Raw genomic sequence first — 13,203 nt, 5'->3', positions numbered from 1 at the left:
CTTCTTCAAAGTTTATTTATATATCAGCTCATGAAGTAGGCCTGACATAGGGGTTTTTCCTATTTTGAAGATTCCCTTTTTAAGAAAAAAGCCTGAGAAAGCTACCACAATCAGTCCCAAAATCAGATGACGTATTTACTTCTCAGTATGTTTTTTAATGTGTCATGGGATTTACATACATGCTTCTATATTGTTGCGTCCGGAAGAATACATATCATTCAGATTCATGAGTCTGAAGCACCAAGACGGGGCTTGACTTGGTAATCTGATTAACCAGGTTTATAAAACAGTGCTAGGCGCATGTTTTTCTGATGGTTTAGACGAGACAAACTATTCAGATATTTCAGAGGGCAAATTGAGTTTGTGGGTTTGAGAGGGGGATAGACTATGGCTTTAATCGTCCAAAAGTACGGCGGCACATCGGTGGGCAGCGTTGAGCGGATCCAAACCGTTGCTGAACGGGTACAGGCAGCGGTACAGGCAGGCAATTCCGTTGTCGTGGTCGTATCAGCCATGGGCAAAACCACTGATAGCCTGGTCAAACTCGCTAGCGAAATTTCTAGCCAACCGAGTCGTCGAGAAATGGATATGTTGCTCTCCACTGGAGAGCAAGTATCCATTGCGTTATTGACAATGGCTCTCCAAGAACGAGGCCAGGCAGCGGTTTCTATGACCGGTGCCCAAGTTGGCATTGTGACAGAGGCTCGTCATAGCCATGCTCGTATTCTGCGTATTGAAACGGAGCGAGTCAAGCGCCACTTAGAACAGGGTCAAGTCGTTGTAGTTGCTGGTTTTCAAGGCATTAGTGATGCCCCTGATTTAGAAATTACCACCCTTGGTCGTGGTGGCTCAGATACCTCTGCCGTAGCGTTAGCTGCTTCCCTACAAGCGGATGCATGTGAAATCTGCACAGATGTTCCAGGGATTTTAACCACGGACCCGCGTTTGGTGCCATCAGCCCAGCTGATGACTGATATCACTTGCGATGAAATGTTAGAACTGGCCAGCCTGGGGGCCAAGGTTTTACATCCAAGGGCCGTGGAAATTGCCCGTAACTACGGAGTTACCCTGGTGGTGCGTTCTAGCTGGACTGAAGATCCTGGGACCAAGGTTACCGCCCCGAACAGACTGCCACGCCCCTTAGAAGGGTTAGAGCTAGCTCACCCGGTGGACGCTATCGAGTTCGATACGAACCAGGCCAAGGTAGCCTTGCTCAGGGTGCCAGATCGACCTGGCATAGCGGCCCAGCTATTTGGTAAAGTGGCTCAGCAAAATCTCAACGTTGACCTGATTATTCAGTCCATCAACGAAGGGAACTTCAATGACATTGCCTTTACCGTTGAAAAGAATGTCTTGGAAGACGCCAAAAACCTGGCATCATCACTGATTCCTTCATTGCGAGGTACCTCTGAGGATGGCGATACGGTTGCTTTGGTCACTGATACCCAAATTGCCAAAGTGAGCATTGCTGGTGCCGGTATGATTGGTCGCCCCGGTGTTGCCGCTAAGATGTTCTCCACCTTGGCAGCCGCAGAGGTTAATATCCAAATGATTGCGACGTCTGAGGTCAAGGTGAGTTGTACCATTGCTGCTGAGGATTGCGATCGCACCATCGCAGCCCTCTGTAATGCCTTTGACCTCAATCAGTCACCCGCCCGCTTAGATGCCACTGCGACCGTCCCTGGCCCTGCTGTTCGTGGAGTTGCCTTAGACCGTAACCAAGCTCGCTTGGCTCTACGCTATGTACCCGACCAACCCGGCATGGCAGCCAAACTCTTCCAAGTCCTGGCCGATCGAGGCATCAGTGTCGACATGATCATCCAGGCCCAGCGCTGTCGCGAACTCAACGGCATTCAAACCCGTGATATTGCCTTCACAGTAGCCCAGGCTGATGCGGACATGGCTAGGGGCGTCCTCCAGTCTCTCGCGACCGAGTTTGGCAGTAGTGAAATTGTTCTGGATAAGGCCATTGCTAAAGTCAGCGCCGTCGGCATCGGCATGATGACCGAACCCGGCACCGCTGCAAAAATGTTTCAAGCATTGGCCGATAGCGATATCAATATCCAGATGATTGCCACCTCAGAAATCAAAATTAGCTGCGTCGTCGCTGAAGATAGCGGTATTGATGCCCTAAAGGCTGTGCACACCGCCTTTGGCCTAGCAGGTAGTCAAGAAATTAAAGTACCCGCCTAATGGATAGAGAGTAATGGGGAGTGGCACTTGCCCAGGAAAAACTTCTCTATCAACGCTCCACTTGCTCCAGCGACAAATGAGGTGCCACTGGTTTAATCACCGATATGGGTTTGGACAATTGATTAAATAACTCCCAAAGCACCTCATTAGCATCCGTTGTGGGTTGAGAGGACCGGGAAAGCAAAATATCGCGACACACCTGCCGAAACTCAGCATCATCCGCTGAAATGTGGATCCTCTCACGCTGACAAACCTGGGCAATCATCAACTTAGGACGTAAGCTAAATTGCCCTTCAGGAGCCACGTGTCTAAAAAACTGCTGCACAATCCTAATCACCAAAGTGGCAGCATCATTAGAAATGCCCGCTAATTCTATTAACAGCTGCTGCTGAGTCAAAACATCTGGTTCCGACAAATGTATGGTGATCAAACGATCCAGTAATGCAGTTTGGGTGCCATAGGTACCATAGTATTCTTCCGAATTCGAAGTAAAAATCACTCGAAATTCAGGATGAATGGAAACATACTCTGAGCCATGGTCACCAGTCAGCACTAGAATCCGCTCCTCTAAAGCAGATAACAAAGCCGTATTGAGCTCAGGGCGAGAACGATTAAATTCGTCATAGATCAGCGTCCAACCTTCGGCGCAAGCTAGCCTGAGCCAAGAGTCTTGCTGACCAGAAACAGTTAATTCATGACCACCGACAACTAGCAACATCGGACGCTTTCGACAGTCCGCTAAATGCATAGCTAACGTAGTTTTACCAATTCCCGTTGGACCTTCCAAGTGAATGGAATAGCCAGACCGCAAATATCGCAGCGCCCGCTTCATAATCTGGCCAAGTGCAGCAGTCTTTACAAACTGCTGAGGGCGCACCTGAATTACCGTGGACACCAAAGACACCGATCCCTTGTAAGTGGAGTATGGGCTATAACGTGTACACTGCCCATAAAGATTAGCTAATGCTGCTGTTAAAGATATCCCTATGAAAATGTTTCTACGTAGGAAGTGCCGATAGATAACTGAGAAGACCTACAAAAACATCTCAAAGATGAGCAACGGCATTTGCCTTAACATTCCCCAGTGGGGTATATCACTCTCTATTGTCCCCTCCCTAGGCCTATTCATAACCCAATAGGTGCTTTCCGCACTATTCAGGCTTAGCGTTATCTTTCGACTACTTAAGGAGCTACCGTCTGTTTTCCCAGACTTACTGATTCAGAGATCCCACTATTTTGCCAGGCCCACTGCTTTACAGGACCCACTGTTTTACAGGACCACTCGCCCCCGCTCGATTTGTCTAACTGATGGATTCTGCCTACATTGAGCGCCTATTACAGGCATTAAAAGATTCAGATGAAACTGTTCGCAATCAAGCAACAGGTGAGTTCTGGCATATGTGGTTTCACCAAAAAGGGATGCAAGGGGCCAAGCGTTTGATTGAAAGTCAGACCCTAGTAGAAGCAGAGCGGAATGATGAAGCCAAAGCCATTCTCGATGAACTCATTGTGACTGAACCTGACTTTGCCGAAGCATGGAACCGCCGTGCCGTTTTGAATTACATGCTCGGCAAATACCCAGCGGCTATTAACGACTGTGAAAAAACCCTTGAGCTCGTCCCTTACCACTTTGGCGCACTCCATGGTCTAGGGCTATGTCATGCATCCATCGGTAACTATCTAGATGCTATTCAATGCTTTCGTCGCACCCTAGATATTCAGCCGTTCTCCTTAATCAATCAACGGCTAATTTTGGAATGTACGGCCAAATTAACCTGATGCGCTGGTGGATCTAAAGTTGCTGTCTAGTGAACCGTGTTTTTGAAATGTCGCCCAGACTGCGAGTAACCACTTGCATTTTGTGAGACCCTGACAAAATACAATAGGCAATAACTTTAAAATTCGCTTCACGACGTATGCAAACCCTGACGCCCCCTTCTTCAAATACTGGTTTAAACGAACTGCTCGATACCAAAATTATTCGTCGCAAAACGCGTCCAGTGCCGGTTGGCAACGTCATCATTGGCGGCGGAGCTCCCGTCGTTGTGCAATCAATGATCAATGAGGACACCCTAGATATTGAAGGGTCCGTCGCCGCCATTCGCCGTCTGCATGAAATTGGCTGTGAAATTGTGCGCGTTACGGTTCCTAGCATAGCCCACGCTAAAGCCTTGGAAACCATCAAGGAGAAACTGGCAGCAACCTATCAAACAGTGCCTCTGGTGGCTGACGTACATCACAACGGCATGAAAATTGCCTTGGAAGTTGCCAAACACGTTGACAACGTACGCATCAACCCCGGCCTTTACGTGTTTGAAAAGCCTAGCGATGACCGTACTGAGTACACCCAGGCAGAATTTGATGCAATCGGTGAAAAAATCAGAGAAACCCTAGAGCCTTTGGTCATTGCCCTACGGGACCAAAACAAATCCATGCGCATTGGAGTCAACCACGGATCCTTAGCAGAACGCATGTTGTTCACCTATGGCGACACCCCTGAAGGCATGGTGGAATCGGCCCTGGAATTTATTCGTATTTGCGAATCCCTAAACTTCCATAATTTAGTGATTTCCCTCAAAGCCTCACGGGTACCTGTCATGCTGGCCGCCTATCGTCTCATGGCTCAACGCATGGATCAGCTAGACATGGACTACCCGCTGCACTTGGGGGTGACTGAAGCTGGGGATGGAGAATATGGTCGAATTAAATCGACAGCCGGTATTGGCACTCTCCTAGCCGAAGGCATTGGCGATACCATCCGTGTCTCTCTAACCGAAGCCCCTGAAAAAGAAATCCCAGTGTGCTATAGCATTTTGCAGGCCTTGGGCTTACGTAAAACCATGGTGGAGTACGTTGCCTGCCCATCCTGCGGGCGTACCTTATTTAATCTGGAAGAAGTTCTACACAAAGTACGCGCTGCAACTGACCATCTCACAGGATTAGATATTGCTGTGATGGGCTGTATCGTTAACGGTCCAGGGGAAATGGCAGATGCTGATTACGGCTATGTGGGTAAAACGCCTGGATATATTTCCCTGTATAGAGGGCGTGAAGAAATCAAACGTGTGCCTGAAGAAAGCGGCGTAGAAGAATTAATTAACCTGATCAAGAGTGATGGTCGCTGGGTAGAGCCGGACAAATAAGTGACATATCTGTAGAACAAATTACCGAGTACAGCATTCGGGGCTGTCATTTTTTTCCTGAGGAAAAAATGACAGCCCCGGATATGTTTTAAGTACTGTTCAAGGAAAACTTCATCTCCAACTCATATCCATTTGTTAACTTGGAGCATAGAGCATGAGTCCAATGCACATTTAACCAGCCAAAAGCTAAGATTCCTTGCTAAATCTACTTACCGATTCCCGAGAGGAGTTGCTAAGCTGCATAAAATAACTAAATATTTCTATACCCCCTGCGGCAGTTGAGCAAAGCCTATATATTTGATAAGGGGTGTGAGTTAGTTATTTTGGCCGTTTGACTAGTTTCGTATCGTCCTATTGTTCTGGATCTCTTTTTTATGGCAACCAAGAAGCATGGCCTGATTTTGGGTGCAGCAGCGCTAGCAAGCATGGCTGTTGTCGTTGCAGGAACAAGCATTCACTGGTCTCAAAGTCAGGCGTTCTTTAAAGAGAGCCCGAAAGAGGTTATTGATGAAGTTTGGCAACTGATCGATCACGAATACGTCGACGAAACATTCAACGATCAAGACTGGCTAGCGATTCGCAACGACTATCTCAACCGTGACTACACAGATAGCACCGCGGCTTATGATGCCATCCGCGAGATGCTGGATTCTTTGGATGACCCCTATACTCGCTTCATGGATCCCCAAGAATTCCGCAATATGCAAATTGACACTTCGGGTGAGCTAACGGGTGTGGGCATCCAAATTTCCCAGGAGGAAGAAACAGAAGAAATCATCGTCGTTTCTCCCATTGAAGATACGCCGGCATTTGAGGCAGGAGTCCGCTCTGGAGATATTATTACCGGTATTGACGGAGAATCGACCGAAGGCATGGATCTAAGCGATGCGGTTAATTTGATCCGAGGTCCAGTGAATTCTGAGGTGACATTAACGGTCATCCGTGATGGTGAGCAGATAAACTTTGATCTTGTGCGTGCCCGCATCGAGATTCATCCTGTACGCTTTGCATATCATCCTGAACAGGAAGGTGGTGTTGGCTATATTCGTCTGACGCAGTTTAGTGCAAATGCGGCTTCTGAGATGCGTGAGGCGATTCAGGAACTAGAGCTACGGGATGTGACTGGCTACGTAATGGATTTACGTTCTAATCCGGGTGGATTACTTTACTCCAGTATTGATATTTCTCGCATGTGGCTCAGCGACGGCACCATCGTTTCAACCGTGAACCGTGAAGGTACCGTTGATGAGAATGTGGCCAGTGACCGCGCACTAACCGATAAGCCCCTGGTTGTATTGGTTGACGGTGGCTCTGCCAGTGCTAGTGAGATTCTGTCCGGAGCACTACAGGATAATAATCGAGCGGTATTGGTGGGTACGAAAACCTTCGGCAAAGGTTTAGTGCAATCGGTACGGGGACTTGGAGATGGGTCAGGGATTGCAGTGACCATTGCTAAGTACCTCACACCCAGCGGTCGCGATATCAATACCCTGGGCATTGAACCTGACTTTACCGTTGAACTGAGTGATGATGAGAGGGAATATCTGAGTGAAGACCGTGAACGGATTGGGACAGAAGAAGACCCTCAATACGCTAAAGCAATTGAAGTCTTAAACGATATCATTCGTGGCCAGCGAGAAGCAGCGAATGCTGGAGTAGTTTCGGTTAATTAAAAGCTGCTGTCACTCTCTATTTAGGCAAACATTTACCAGCTCGAATTAGCCCCACACGTTTAGCTATTGCTTCAGCTCGGCTCGCAAATGGTCCCCACATTTGTGGAGACTCACCTAGTTGAGCAAGTTCAGCCTGACTAAAAATTTCACAGTGTCCGTCAGTTTGCTTTATCACGTGCCAGGAATCGGATTCCTGGGTATTTTGAGTGTCTTCAGGTGTTTCAGCAGCCATAGTTTTCTGAACAGACATCAGTTCATGACTTACCCGTAACTTTTCTAGCCGTGAGATAGATTAGGCCGGACCACCAGGTCAATCCTACAGCTAGCCAGAATATACTCAGGGCTGGTAGAGGATATTGCTGGGATATGGGTGAAATCAGGAGTGCGATCGCAACAATCTGCACCACTGTTTTCACCTTACCCCACATATTGGCTCCTGTAATCGTCGCCTGCCCTACACGCCAACCGGCAATGGTTAACTCCCGGGCCAAAATCAAAAATACGCCCCAAGCAGGTACCGTTCCTAGTTGCACCAAGACCATTAACGGAGCCAGCACCAATAATTTATCCACCAGCGGATCTAAAAACTTTCCCAGGTCAGTCACCTGATTAAGACGTCGTGCTAAATAACCGTCCAGCCAGTCAGTACAAGCCGCTAGCAGAAACACAACCACTGCCCACCAACGATTGCTAGTCGAGGGCGAGGGACTTGCCAGCAAGCCAAACACTAAGGGAATCGCCATCAGTCGAGAAACAGTAATCCATGTAGGTAAATTCATGGGGCTCACCGATAGCTAATATAATCTTCCCGATAGTTCGGCGGCTCGACATGAATGGTGACCCGAATTGGCCCAAACACCTTCTCTAGTTTCTGTTCAACCACTTCAGTAATATCGTGGGCACTGACCACATCTTTGGGTTCCACAATCAAATGCATATCAATAAATACCTGGCGACCCAAGAGGCCTCGTGAAGCAATGCTATGACAGTTCAACACCCCAGGTACTCGCATTACTTCTCGATGAATTGCCTCTGGCGCAATGGCCATTTCATCCACTAGCCAGGGTAAATTTGCCGACAACACCACCCAGCCACTATGCAACACCAACACTGCCACCGGCAATGCCATCACAATATCTAACCAACCCAGCCCTCGCCACACCCCGATCAGACCCGCAATGACAACAATGGTGATCCAGATGTCACTCATCGTGTGGTGCGCATCAGCGATTAGCAGTTTGCTACCCAAACGCATGCCCACCCTGCGCTCATAAACAGCCACAATGATATTGATGCCCAATACCAACAACATGAGCCAAAGAGCTATAGGGGTAAGGATCACGGGGTCAGATCCCATCAACAAACGTTCAAACGCACCTCTCAAAATTTCAAAACAGGCAATTCCCAAAAAAGCCGCAATCCCTAAGGCACCGACAGCTTCATATTTCTGATGGCCATAGGGATGCTCTCGATCAGGCTCTGGAGAGGCTAACTGATTGGTCACCAATCCCAAAATGTTGTTGGCACTATCGGTAACACTGTGCAGCGCATCAGCCAACAAACTCAAGGACCCTGTCCAAAAACCGACCAGTACCTTGAGAAGCAGAACCAATACATTAAGAAGCAGGGTGATTAGCAAGACCTGCCTCACTTCAGACCGATAGCTAACACCAGATACTTCAGTAGACATGCACGACTTCTCCGCAGCATGTTTAATAGTAGCGAAGGACGTTCCCCTATGGCGTAATGCTTAACGCTAAAATTCTAAGCTGCTTGCTGCTGCTGCAATTGCAGACCATGCATATGGGCAAACAACTGCCAGCAGTAAGACTCTGGTAAACCACAGGTAAGAGCTCCTCTCATGACCACATCAAAATACCAATCACTGGGAGCATGCTCATGCCCCAACTTCTCTAACACAGTGTAGGTACGTGTGTTAGAGAACGTCTTACCTCGACATTCGATAGTGACTGGGTGGTGCACATAGCCTTCTTCACGGTGATCAAGCAGCGCACTTAAATGCCAGGGCAATGAGTACAATACTCCGTGCACCGTTGCACCGGGGGTGTGCATAATGTCTAAAACACCGCACTGACGACGGCGCGAGTATCGAAAAAAGCCAAGCCGATAGCCCTTTAGCTGGGCTGGTCCAATCACATAGGGATGGGTGTTTTCCCGCAAAGAGCGCTTGAGATCGACAGGACACATACATGACCCATAGGCAAAATAGTAAAACTGCTCAGAGTTTCCATGGATCATTGTTATTGCCACAGTCAATCTCCCTTATCAACCTCAGAAAATTCAGTAAGTTCGGCCAGCTTACTCAAAACTTACAAATTTAAATGTACGAATATGACAAGAATTTAACAGAGATGGCTGGGGAAATAGAAAATCACAACAATTCCACACGATTTTATAGACTTAGAAAGTAGTTCTATCAACCTCCATGCCACACATCCATGCCATTCATTGTCGGCCTAATCATTCTGCTGATCAGCCTGCCATTATGCTTTGCCATTGATGGTCTAGCGCATTTGACGCCTACTCTGTCAACAATGCCACTATGGCTGTGGCTGATCGTTGGCTCAATTCTATTGAGTTGGTTAATGAAGGATAGCTAATGGCAGAAATACTTGAGACAGGATAATTTACTTGCCATTGCGGATCCTCAGGAGGATTTAATCGGAAACAATAATGTAGAGCAAGCTTTCTAGATCGCTTCATTTCCTGAAGCAGTAACAGCATTTGCTTAATCCCTAACAAAGCAACTAATCCTAAACCGAGCAAGTAAGCTACTCTCTATACAAAGCTGTGTATAAACACGTCATCACAAGCCATGGCCAAGAACTTCGATTTAGAGCAATTAGAACAGCTTGCTGGAGGAGATAAAGCCTTTGAAAAAGAACTTTTGAGGATGTTTGTAGGGGATACTGAAAATAGTCTGACTCAGCTGACAACAGCACTCTCTACGGACAATCCAGTCGCTGTACAAGAGCTAGCACACTATATCAAAGGGGCCAGCGCAAACGTTGGTGCCACTGGGATGTCTAAAACTGCTGCCAAGCTTGAGATGCTGGCTAAGCAAGGCAACCTGAAAAATGCGGCCAATCACATAAGACAGTTACAAGCGCTACACCAAGAAGTAAAGCGGTTAGCGCGTTAGAGTATCATATTTACTATTTATTTTATCTAACACTGAAATGCCCAACTGTAGTCACAGGGACTACAGTTGGGCATTCAGGCTATTAATAACGCTGCGTTGACTGCACCTAGGCAGATGTACGACTCTCAGTAGGTTCGGTGGTGCCGTAAAGTTCTGGTAGATCACGTGATGGTGGTAGTGTCCGTGATTCCCGAGTCTCAATGTATCCTGTGTAGTAAGCCCCCGGTTCTATCTCCAAGGAACCTGCCACTACATCACCTTCTAAACGGGCTGTACCGCTTAACATCAGCTTACCTTCAGCAAATACTCGCGCTTTCAGTACACCCTGAACCACAATGTCGTGAGCACGCACCTCCTGGCCTTCTACCAGGCCAGTTTTAGAAATTTCCAGGTCTCCCTGTATATCAACAATTCCGTGAACAATGCCATCAACAACTAACTTGCCTTCGGCATGAACGTTGCCCTCTAATTCACATGTTCTGCTGAGATAGGTAAAACTAGTCGCTGGCTTTCGCTTGAACATAAACACAGTAATCAGTACCCGTACGGTTGGACAGCAGTAAAAAATGAAAGCTCTACCACGGGGTAAGGCCCCCAGATGCACACTTAAGCTAAATTTTGGCTATTGAACCATACAATCAAAACTCTAAACTCTAACCATCTACTGGCTGGACAACGACTAAGCAGACTGCTGCTTCTGAAAAGTTAAGCCTTTCCTTGCCTAAACTCTAGCATCAGTTTTTGATTCAGACTGTCGCTCAAGCTATTTGTTTACTTGGTTTTTTATACAGGGGGGTGCAAGATTCGTCTATAGGCACAGACAATCACCGCGAACGAAAAGCATGGCCTATGGCCTACATAAATTCCCAGGTAAGCATTCCATGACTTTTTTTGAAACAATCTATCTAGAACACTTGTGTGGGATTAGCCTAACAGGCTGCTTAATATCAGAGATACAGTAGTTGTACCGATAGGAACCGTAAGATTATCGATACCGTATTTAGACACAGCTTCCAGGGCAGTGGCTGCGATCGCAACGCCTAAGGCCACCAACAGCAGCGACCCGCTCAGCCCTTGAAGCGAGCCGAGGACAATGAGCACAATCAGCGTACTTACGATCGCCATCGTTAAGCTACCTTCATAGCTTTTTTTCTCCCCCCACAGTTCATAGGGATGCCGCCCCCATCGCTGCCCCACCAAAGCAGCCAGGCCATCGCCCCAACACATAATTAAAATGCCAATGACACCAAAATAGGGATACCCTTGAGGCCAACACCAGGCCATCACCCCTCCAATACTGACCGCATAAAAAAAAGTCCCCCAGCTGCGGCGACCCACACTGTTAATTCCTGGCAAAATAGGCACCCGATAGGACACTAACGCCACACCTGCAAACACGACGGAGGCCGCTACCCCCATCCAAGCAGGCAACATGAACCACCAAGCCAACAAAATCACATGGCCTGCTCCAATGTGCACAATCTTACGGGTAATCTCTGGACCAAATCCCGAGCGCCGTGCCCCTTCAGAAACAGAACCAATCAGCAACAACCAGGCCAAAACCAAACCAACCTGCCAGCTATAGACTGTAAATCCCACCTCCAATTGCCCCATGCACTACCATCCGCATAATCATTCAACGCGATTGTAAAGCCTACACTAGATCCTCCCTAAATGCGGTTCCCCAATCAACCTCAGACTGCTATCTTGATGGGGAAATTCAGTCACAAGCTATCGCATGGGGAATACCTACAAGCGAGTATTACTAAAACTTAGCGGCGAAGCCTTAATGGGCAATCTAGCCTATGGCATTGATCCAACTATAGTAGATGCTATCGCTCAAGAAATTGCAGCCACTGCTGCTCAAGGAGTTCAAATTGCTGTTGTTGTCGGAGGTGGCAACATCTTTCGGGGAGTTAAAGGCGCTGCATCCGGGATGGATCGGGCAACGGCAGACTACATTGGCATGCTTGCCACCGTCATGAATGCCATGACATTGCAAGATGCCCTAGAACGGATTGATGTCCCTACACGGGTACAAACTGCCATTTCTATGCAGGAAATGGCCGAACCTTATATTCGGCGACGGGCCATTCGCCACCTTGAAAAAAATCGAGTGGTCATTTTTGGCGCTGGTTCCGGTAATCCTTTCTTTACAACCGATACTACAGCTGCCCTGCGTGCGGCTGAGATTAATGCCGAAGTGCTACTTAAAGCGACTAAAGTAGACGGCGTTTATGATTCTGATCCCAATACTAACCCCAACGCAAAACGCTACTCCAGTTTGACCTATAGCCATGTTCTGGCTAAAGATCTCAAAGTGATGGATGGTACTGCCATTGCACTGTGTAAAGATAACAACATCCCCATCATGGTGTTTAATCTAGCTGTTGCTGGCAATATTCAACGGGCCATGACTGGGGAACCAATTGGCACAATTGTGGGAGGATCTTGTGAAGTTAGCTGATATTAACGACGTAGAACAGGCGATGCAAAAGGCGGTTGAAGCCACGAAACGCTCTTTTAACACCATCCGCACCGGGCGCGCTAATGCATCCCTGCTAGACCGTATTTCTGTTGACTACTACGGTGCCCCTACCCCCCTGAAGTCAATGGCTAACATTAGCACCCCTGACCCGAGCACGCTGATGATTCAGCCCTATGATGCCAGCATTCTCAGTCAAATCGAAAAAGCGATTTCCTTGTCTGACGTTGGGTTAGTTCCCAACAATGATGGATCGGTGATTCGGTTAAACATTCCTCCACTAACGACCGAGCGTCGTAAGGAGTTTGTTAAACAAGCTGGTAAGTACGCTGAAGAAGGTCGCGTCGCCATCCGTAATGTCAGACGAGATGGCATGGACTTTGCGAAGAAGCAAGAAAAGAGCGGTGACCTGTCTGAAGACGAAGCCCGCGATTTACAAGATCAGGTACAAAAACTAACAGATCAATACATTAAGAACATCGATAAGACATTAGACGATAAAGAAAAGGAAATTATGAAGGTGTAATCGCACCATATTGGTTCATC

Annotated in this window: 14 protein-coding genes; 7 read left to right on the top strand and 7 right to left on the bottom strand. The window is 47.6% G+C overall.

The features are described 5' to 3' along the window. Positions 1-387 precede the first annotated feature (387 nt). On the top strand, positions 388-2,193 hold the full coding sequence (locus QGP82_RS29785; protein ID WP_499061826.1) for an aspartate kinase: 1,806 nt from the start codon (positions 388-390) through the stop codon (positions 2,191-2,193). A 49-nt stretch (positions 2,194-2,242) separates the two neighbouring features. Here the strand turns inward: QGP82_RS29785 and QGP82_RS29780 are convergent, their stop codons facing one another. Further along, the gene (locus QGP82_RS29780; RefSeq protein ID WP_499061898.1) at positions 2,243-3,088 is read right to left on the bottom strand and encodes an AAA family ATPase; all 846 of its coding nucleotides are present in this window, start codon (positions 3,086-3,088) and stop codon (positions 2,243-2,245) included. A gap of 413 nt (positions 3,089-3,501) precedes the next feature. On the opposite strand from QGP82_RS29780, the gene QGP82_RS29775 reads away from it, so the two are divergent. From QGP82_RS29775 to ctpC, 3 genes are all read left to right on the top strand, one after another. Next, entirely contained in the window at positions 3,502-3,972 is a 471-nt protein-coding gene (locus tag QGP82_RS29775) for a tetratricopeptide repeat protein (protein ID WP_163667811.1), read from the top strand. 137 nt (positions 3,973-4,109) lie between these two features. After that, positions 4,110-5,336: a (E)-4-hydroxy-3-methylbut-2-enyl-diphosphate synthase gene (gene ispG / locus QGP82_RS29770; RefSeq protein ID WP_163667809.1), complete on the top strand. Its 1,227-nt coding sequence runs from the start codon at positions 4,110-4,112 to the stop codon at positions 5,334-5,336. A gap of 374 nt (positions 5,337-5,710) precedes the next feature. Next, entirely contained in the window at positions 5,711-7,009 is a 1,299-nt protein-coding gene (gene ctpC / locus QGP82_RS29765) for a carboxyl-terminal processing protease CtpC (RefSeq protein ID WP_163667807.1), read from the top strand. Positions 7,010-7,025: 16 nt separating this feature from the next. On the opposite strand, the gene QGP82_RS29760 is transcribed toward ctpC, so the two are convergent. The 4 genes from QGP82_RS29760 to QGP82_RS29745 all read right to left on the bottom strand — a co-directional run bounded on the left by QGP82_RS29760 (position 7,026) and on the right by QGP82_RS29745 (position 9,268). Continuing rightward, complete coding sequence (locus QGP82_RS29760; protein ID WP_499061825.1) at positions 7,026-7,259, bottom strand: DDE transposase family protein; 234 nt, start codon at positions 7,257-7,259, stop codon at positions 7,026-7,028. A gap of 4 nt (positions 7,260-7,263) precedes the next feature. Further along, the gene (gene pgsA, locus QGP82_RS29755) at positions 7,264-7,788 is read right to left on the bottom strand and encodes a CDP-diacylglycerol--glycerol-3-phosphate 3-phosphatidyltransferase (RefSeq protein WP_499061824.1); all 525 of its coding nucleotides are present in this window, start codon (positions 7,786-7,788) and stop codon (positions 7,264-7,266) included. Between the two features lie 5 nt (positions 7,789-7,793). After that, entirely contained in the window at positions 7,794-8,699 is a 906-nt protein-coding gene (gene cdf31 / locus QGP82_RS29750; RefSeq protein ID WP_163667800.1) for a CDF family zinc efflux transporter Cdf31, read from the bottom strand. A gap of 74 nt (positions 8,700-8,773) precedes the next feature. Next, positions 8,774-9,268, bottom strand: a complete 495-nt coding sequence (locus QGP82_RS29745; protein WP_163671761.1) for a gamma-glutamylcyclotransferase — start codon at positions 9,266-9,268, stop codon at positions 8,774-8,776. Positions 9,269-9,845: 577 nt separating this feature from the next. Here QGP82_RS29745 and QGP82_RS29740 point away from each other — a divergent pair. Continuing rightward, positions 9,846-10,172 carry an Hpt domain-containing protein gene (locus QGP82_RS29740; RefSeq protein ID WP_006515289.1) on the top strand — a complete coding sequence of 109 codons (327 nt, stop codon included), beginning with the start codon at positions 9,846-9,848 and terminating at the stop codon, positions 10,170-10,172. A 106-nt stretch (positions 10,173-10,278) separates the two neighbouring features. Here QGP82_RS29740 and QGP82_RS29735 read toward each other — a convergent pair whose 3' ends face one another. Together QGP82_RS29735 and QGP82_RS29730 are read right to left on the bottom strand one after the other, a co-directional pair. Beyond that, positions 10,279-10,695, bottom strand: coding sequence for a bactofilin family protein (locus QGP82_RS29735; protein ID WP_163667798.1), 417 nt, complete (start codon positions 10,693-10,695; stop codon positions 10,279-10,281). Positions 10,696-11,096: 401 nt separating this feature from the next. After that, on the bottom strand, positions 11,097-11,786 hold the full coding sequence (locus QGP82_RS29730) for a diacylglycerol/polyprenol kinase family protein (RefSeq protein WP_163667796.1): 690 nt from the start codon (positions 11,784-11,786) through the stop codon (positions 11,097-11,099). Between the two features lie 124 nt (positions 11,787-11,910). Between QGP82_RS29730 and pyrH the strand changes: the two genes are divergently transcribed. Both pyrH and frr read left to right on the top strand, forming a co-directional pair. Then, the gene (gene pyrH, locus QGP82_RS29725) at positions 11,911-12,639 is read left to right on the top strand and encodes a UMP kinase (RefSeq protein WP_006515286.1); all 729 of its coding nucleotides are present in this window, start codon (positions 11,911-11,913) and stop codon (positions 12,637-12,639) included. After that, entirely contained in the window at positions 12,626-13,183 is a 558-nt protein-coding gene (gene frr / locus QGP82_RS29720; RefSeq protein ID WP_163667793.1) for a ribosome recycling factor, read from the top strand. Before pyrH ends, frr begins: the two co-directional genes overlap by 14 nt. Positions 13,184-13,203: the final 20 nt, after the last annotated feature.

Origin of the sequence: Leptothoe sp. LEGE 181152 (assembly GCF_032906605.1) — a bacterium.
GTDB lineage: Bacteria > Cyanobacteriota > Cyanobacteriia > Phormidesmidales > Phormidesmidaceae > Leptothoe > Leptothoe turfae.
This window is presented reverse-complemented; position numbering and strand designations above follow the sequence as displayed.

Excerpts from the sequence above, each read along its gene's own strand:
- pgsA (WP_499061824.1), bottom strand. The coding sequence starts at position 7,788 with ATGAATTTACCTACATGGATTACTGTTTCTCGACTGATGGCGATTCCC.
- QGP82_RS29735 (WP_163667798.1), bottom strand. The coding sequence starts at position 10,695 with ATGTTCAAGCGAAAGCCAGCGACTAGTTTTACCTATCTCAGCAGAACA.
- QGP82_RS29740 (WP_006515289.1), top strand. The coding sequence starts at position 9,846 with ATGGCCAAGAACTTCGATTTAGAGCAATTAGAACAGCTTGCTGGAGGA.
- QGP82_RS29785 (WP_499061826.1), top strand. The coding sequence starts at position 388 with ATGGCTTTAATCGTCCAAAAGTACGGCGGCACATCGGTGGGCAGCGTT.
- cdf31 (WP_163667800.1), bottom strand. The coding sequence starts at position 8,699 with ATGTCTACTGAAGTATCTGGTGTTAGCTATCGGTCTGAAGTGAGGCAG.
- QGP82_RS29775 (WP_163667811.1), top strand. The coding sequence starts at position 3,502 with ATGGATTCTGCCTACATTGAGCGCCTATTACAGGCATTAAAAGATTCA.
- ctpC (WP_163667807.1), top strand. The coding sequence starts at position 5,711 with ATGGCAACCAAGAAGCATGGCCTGATTTTGGGTGCAGCAGCGCTAGCA.
- QGP82_RS29760 (WP_499061825.1), bottom strand. The coding sequence starts at position 7,259 with ATGTCTGTTCAGAAAACTATGGCTGCTGAAACACCTGAAGACACTCAA.
- QGP82_RS29745 (WP_163671761.1), bottom strand. The coding sequence starts at position 9,268 with ATGATCCATGGAAACTCTGAGCAGTTTTACTATTTTGCCTATGGGTCA.
- ispG (WP_163667809.1), top strand. The coding sequence starts at position 4,110 with ATGCAAACCCTGACGCCCCCTTCTTCAAATACTGGTTTAAACGAACTG.
- QGP82_RS29730 (WP_163667796.1), bottom strand. The coding sequence starts at position 11,786 with ATGGGGCAATTGGAGGTGGGATTTACAGTCTATAGCTGGCAGGTTGGT.
- pyrH (WP_006515286.1), top strand. The coding sequence starts at position 11,911 with ATGGGGAATACCTACAAGCGAGTATTACTAAAACTTAGCGGCGAAGCC.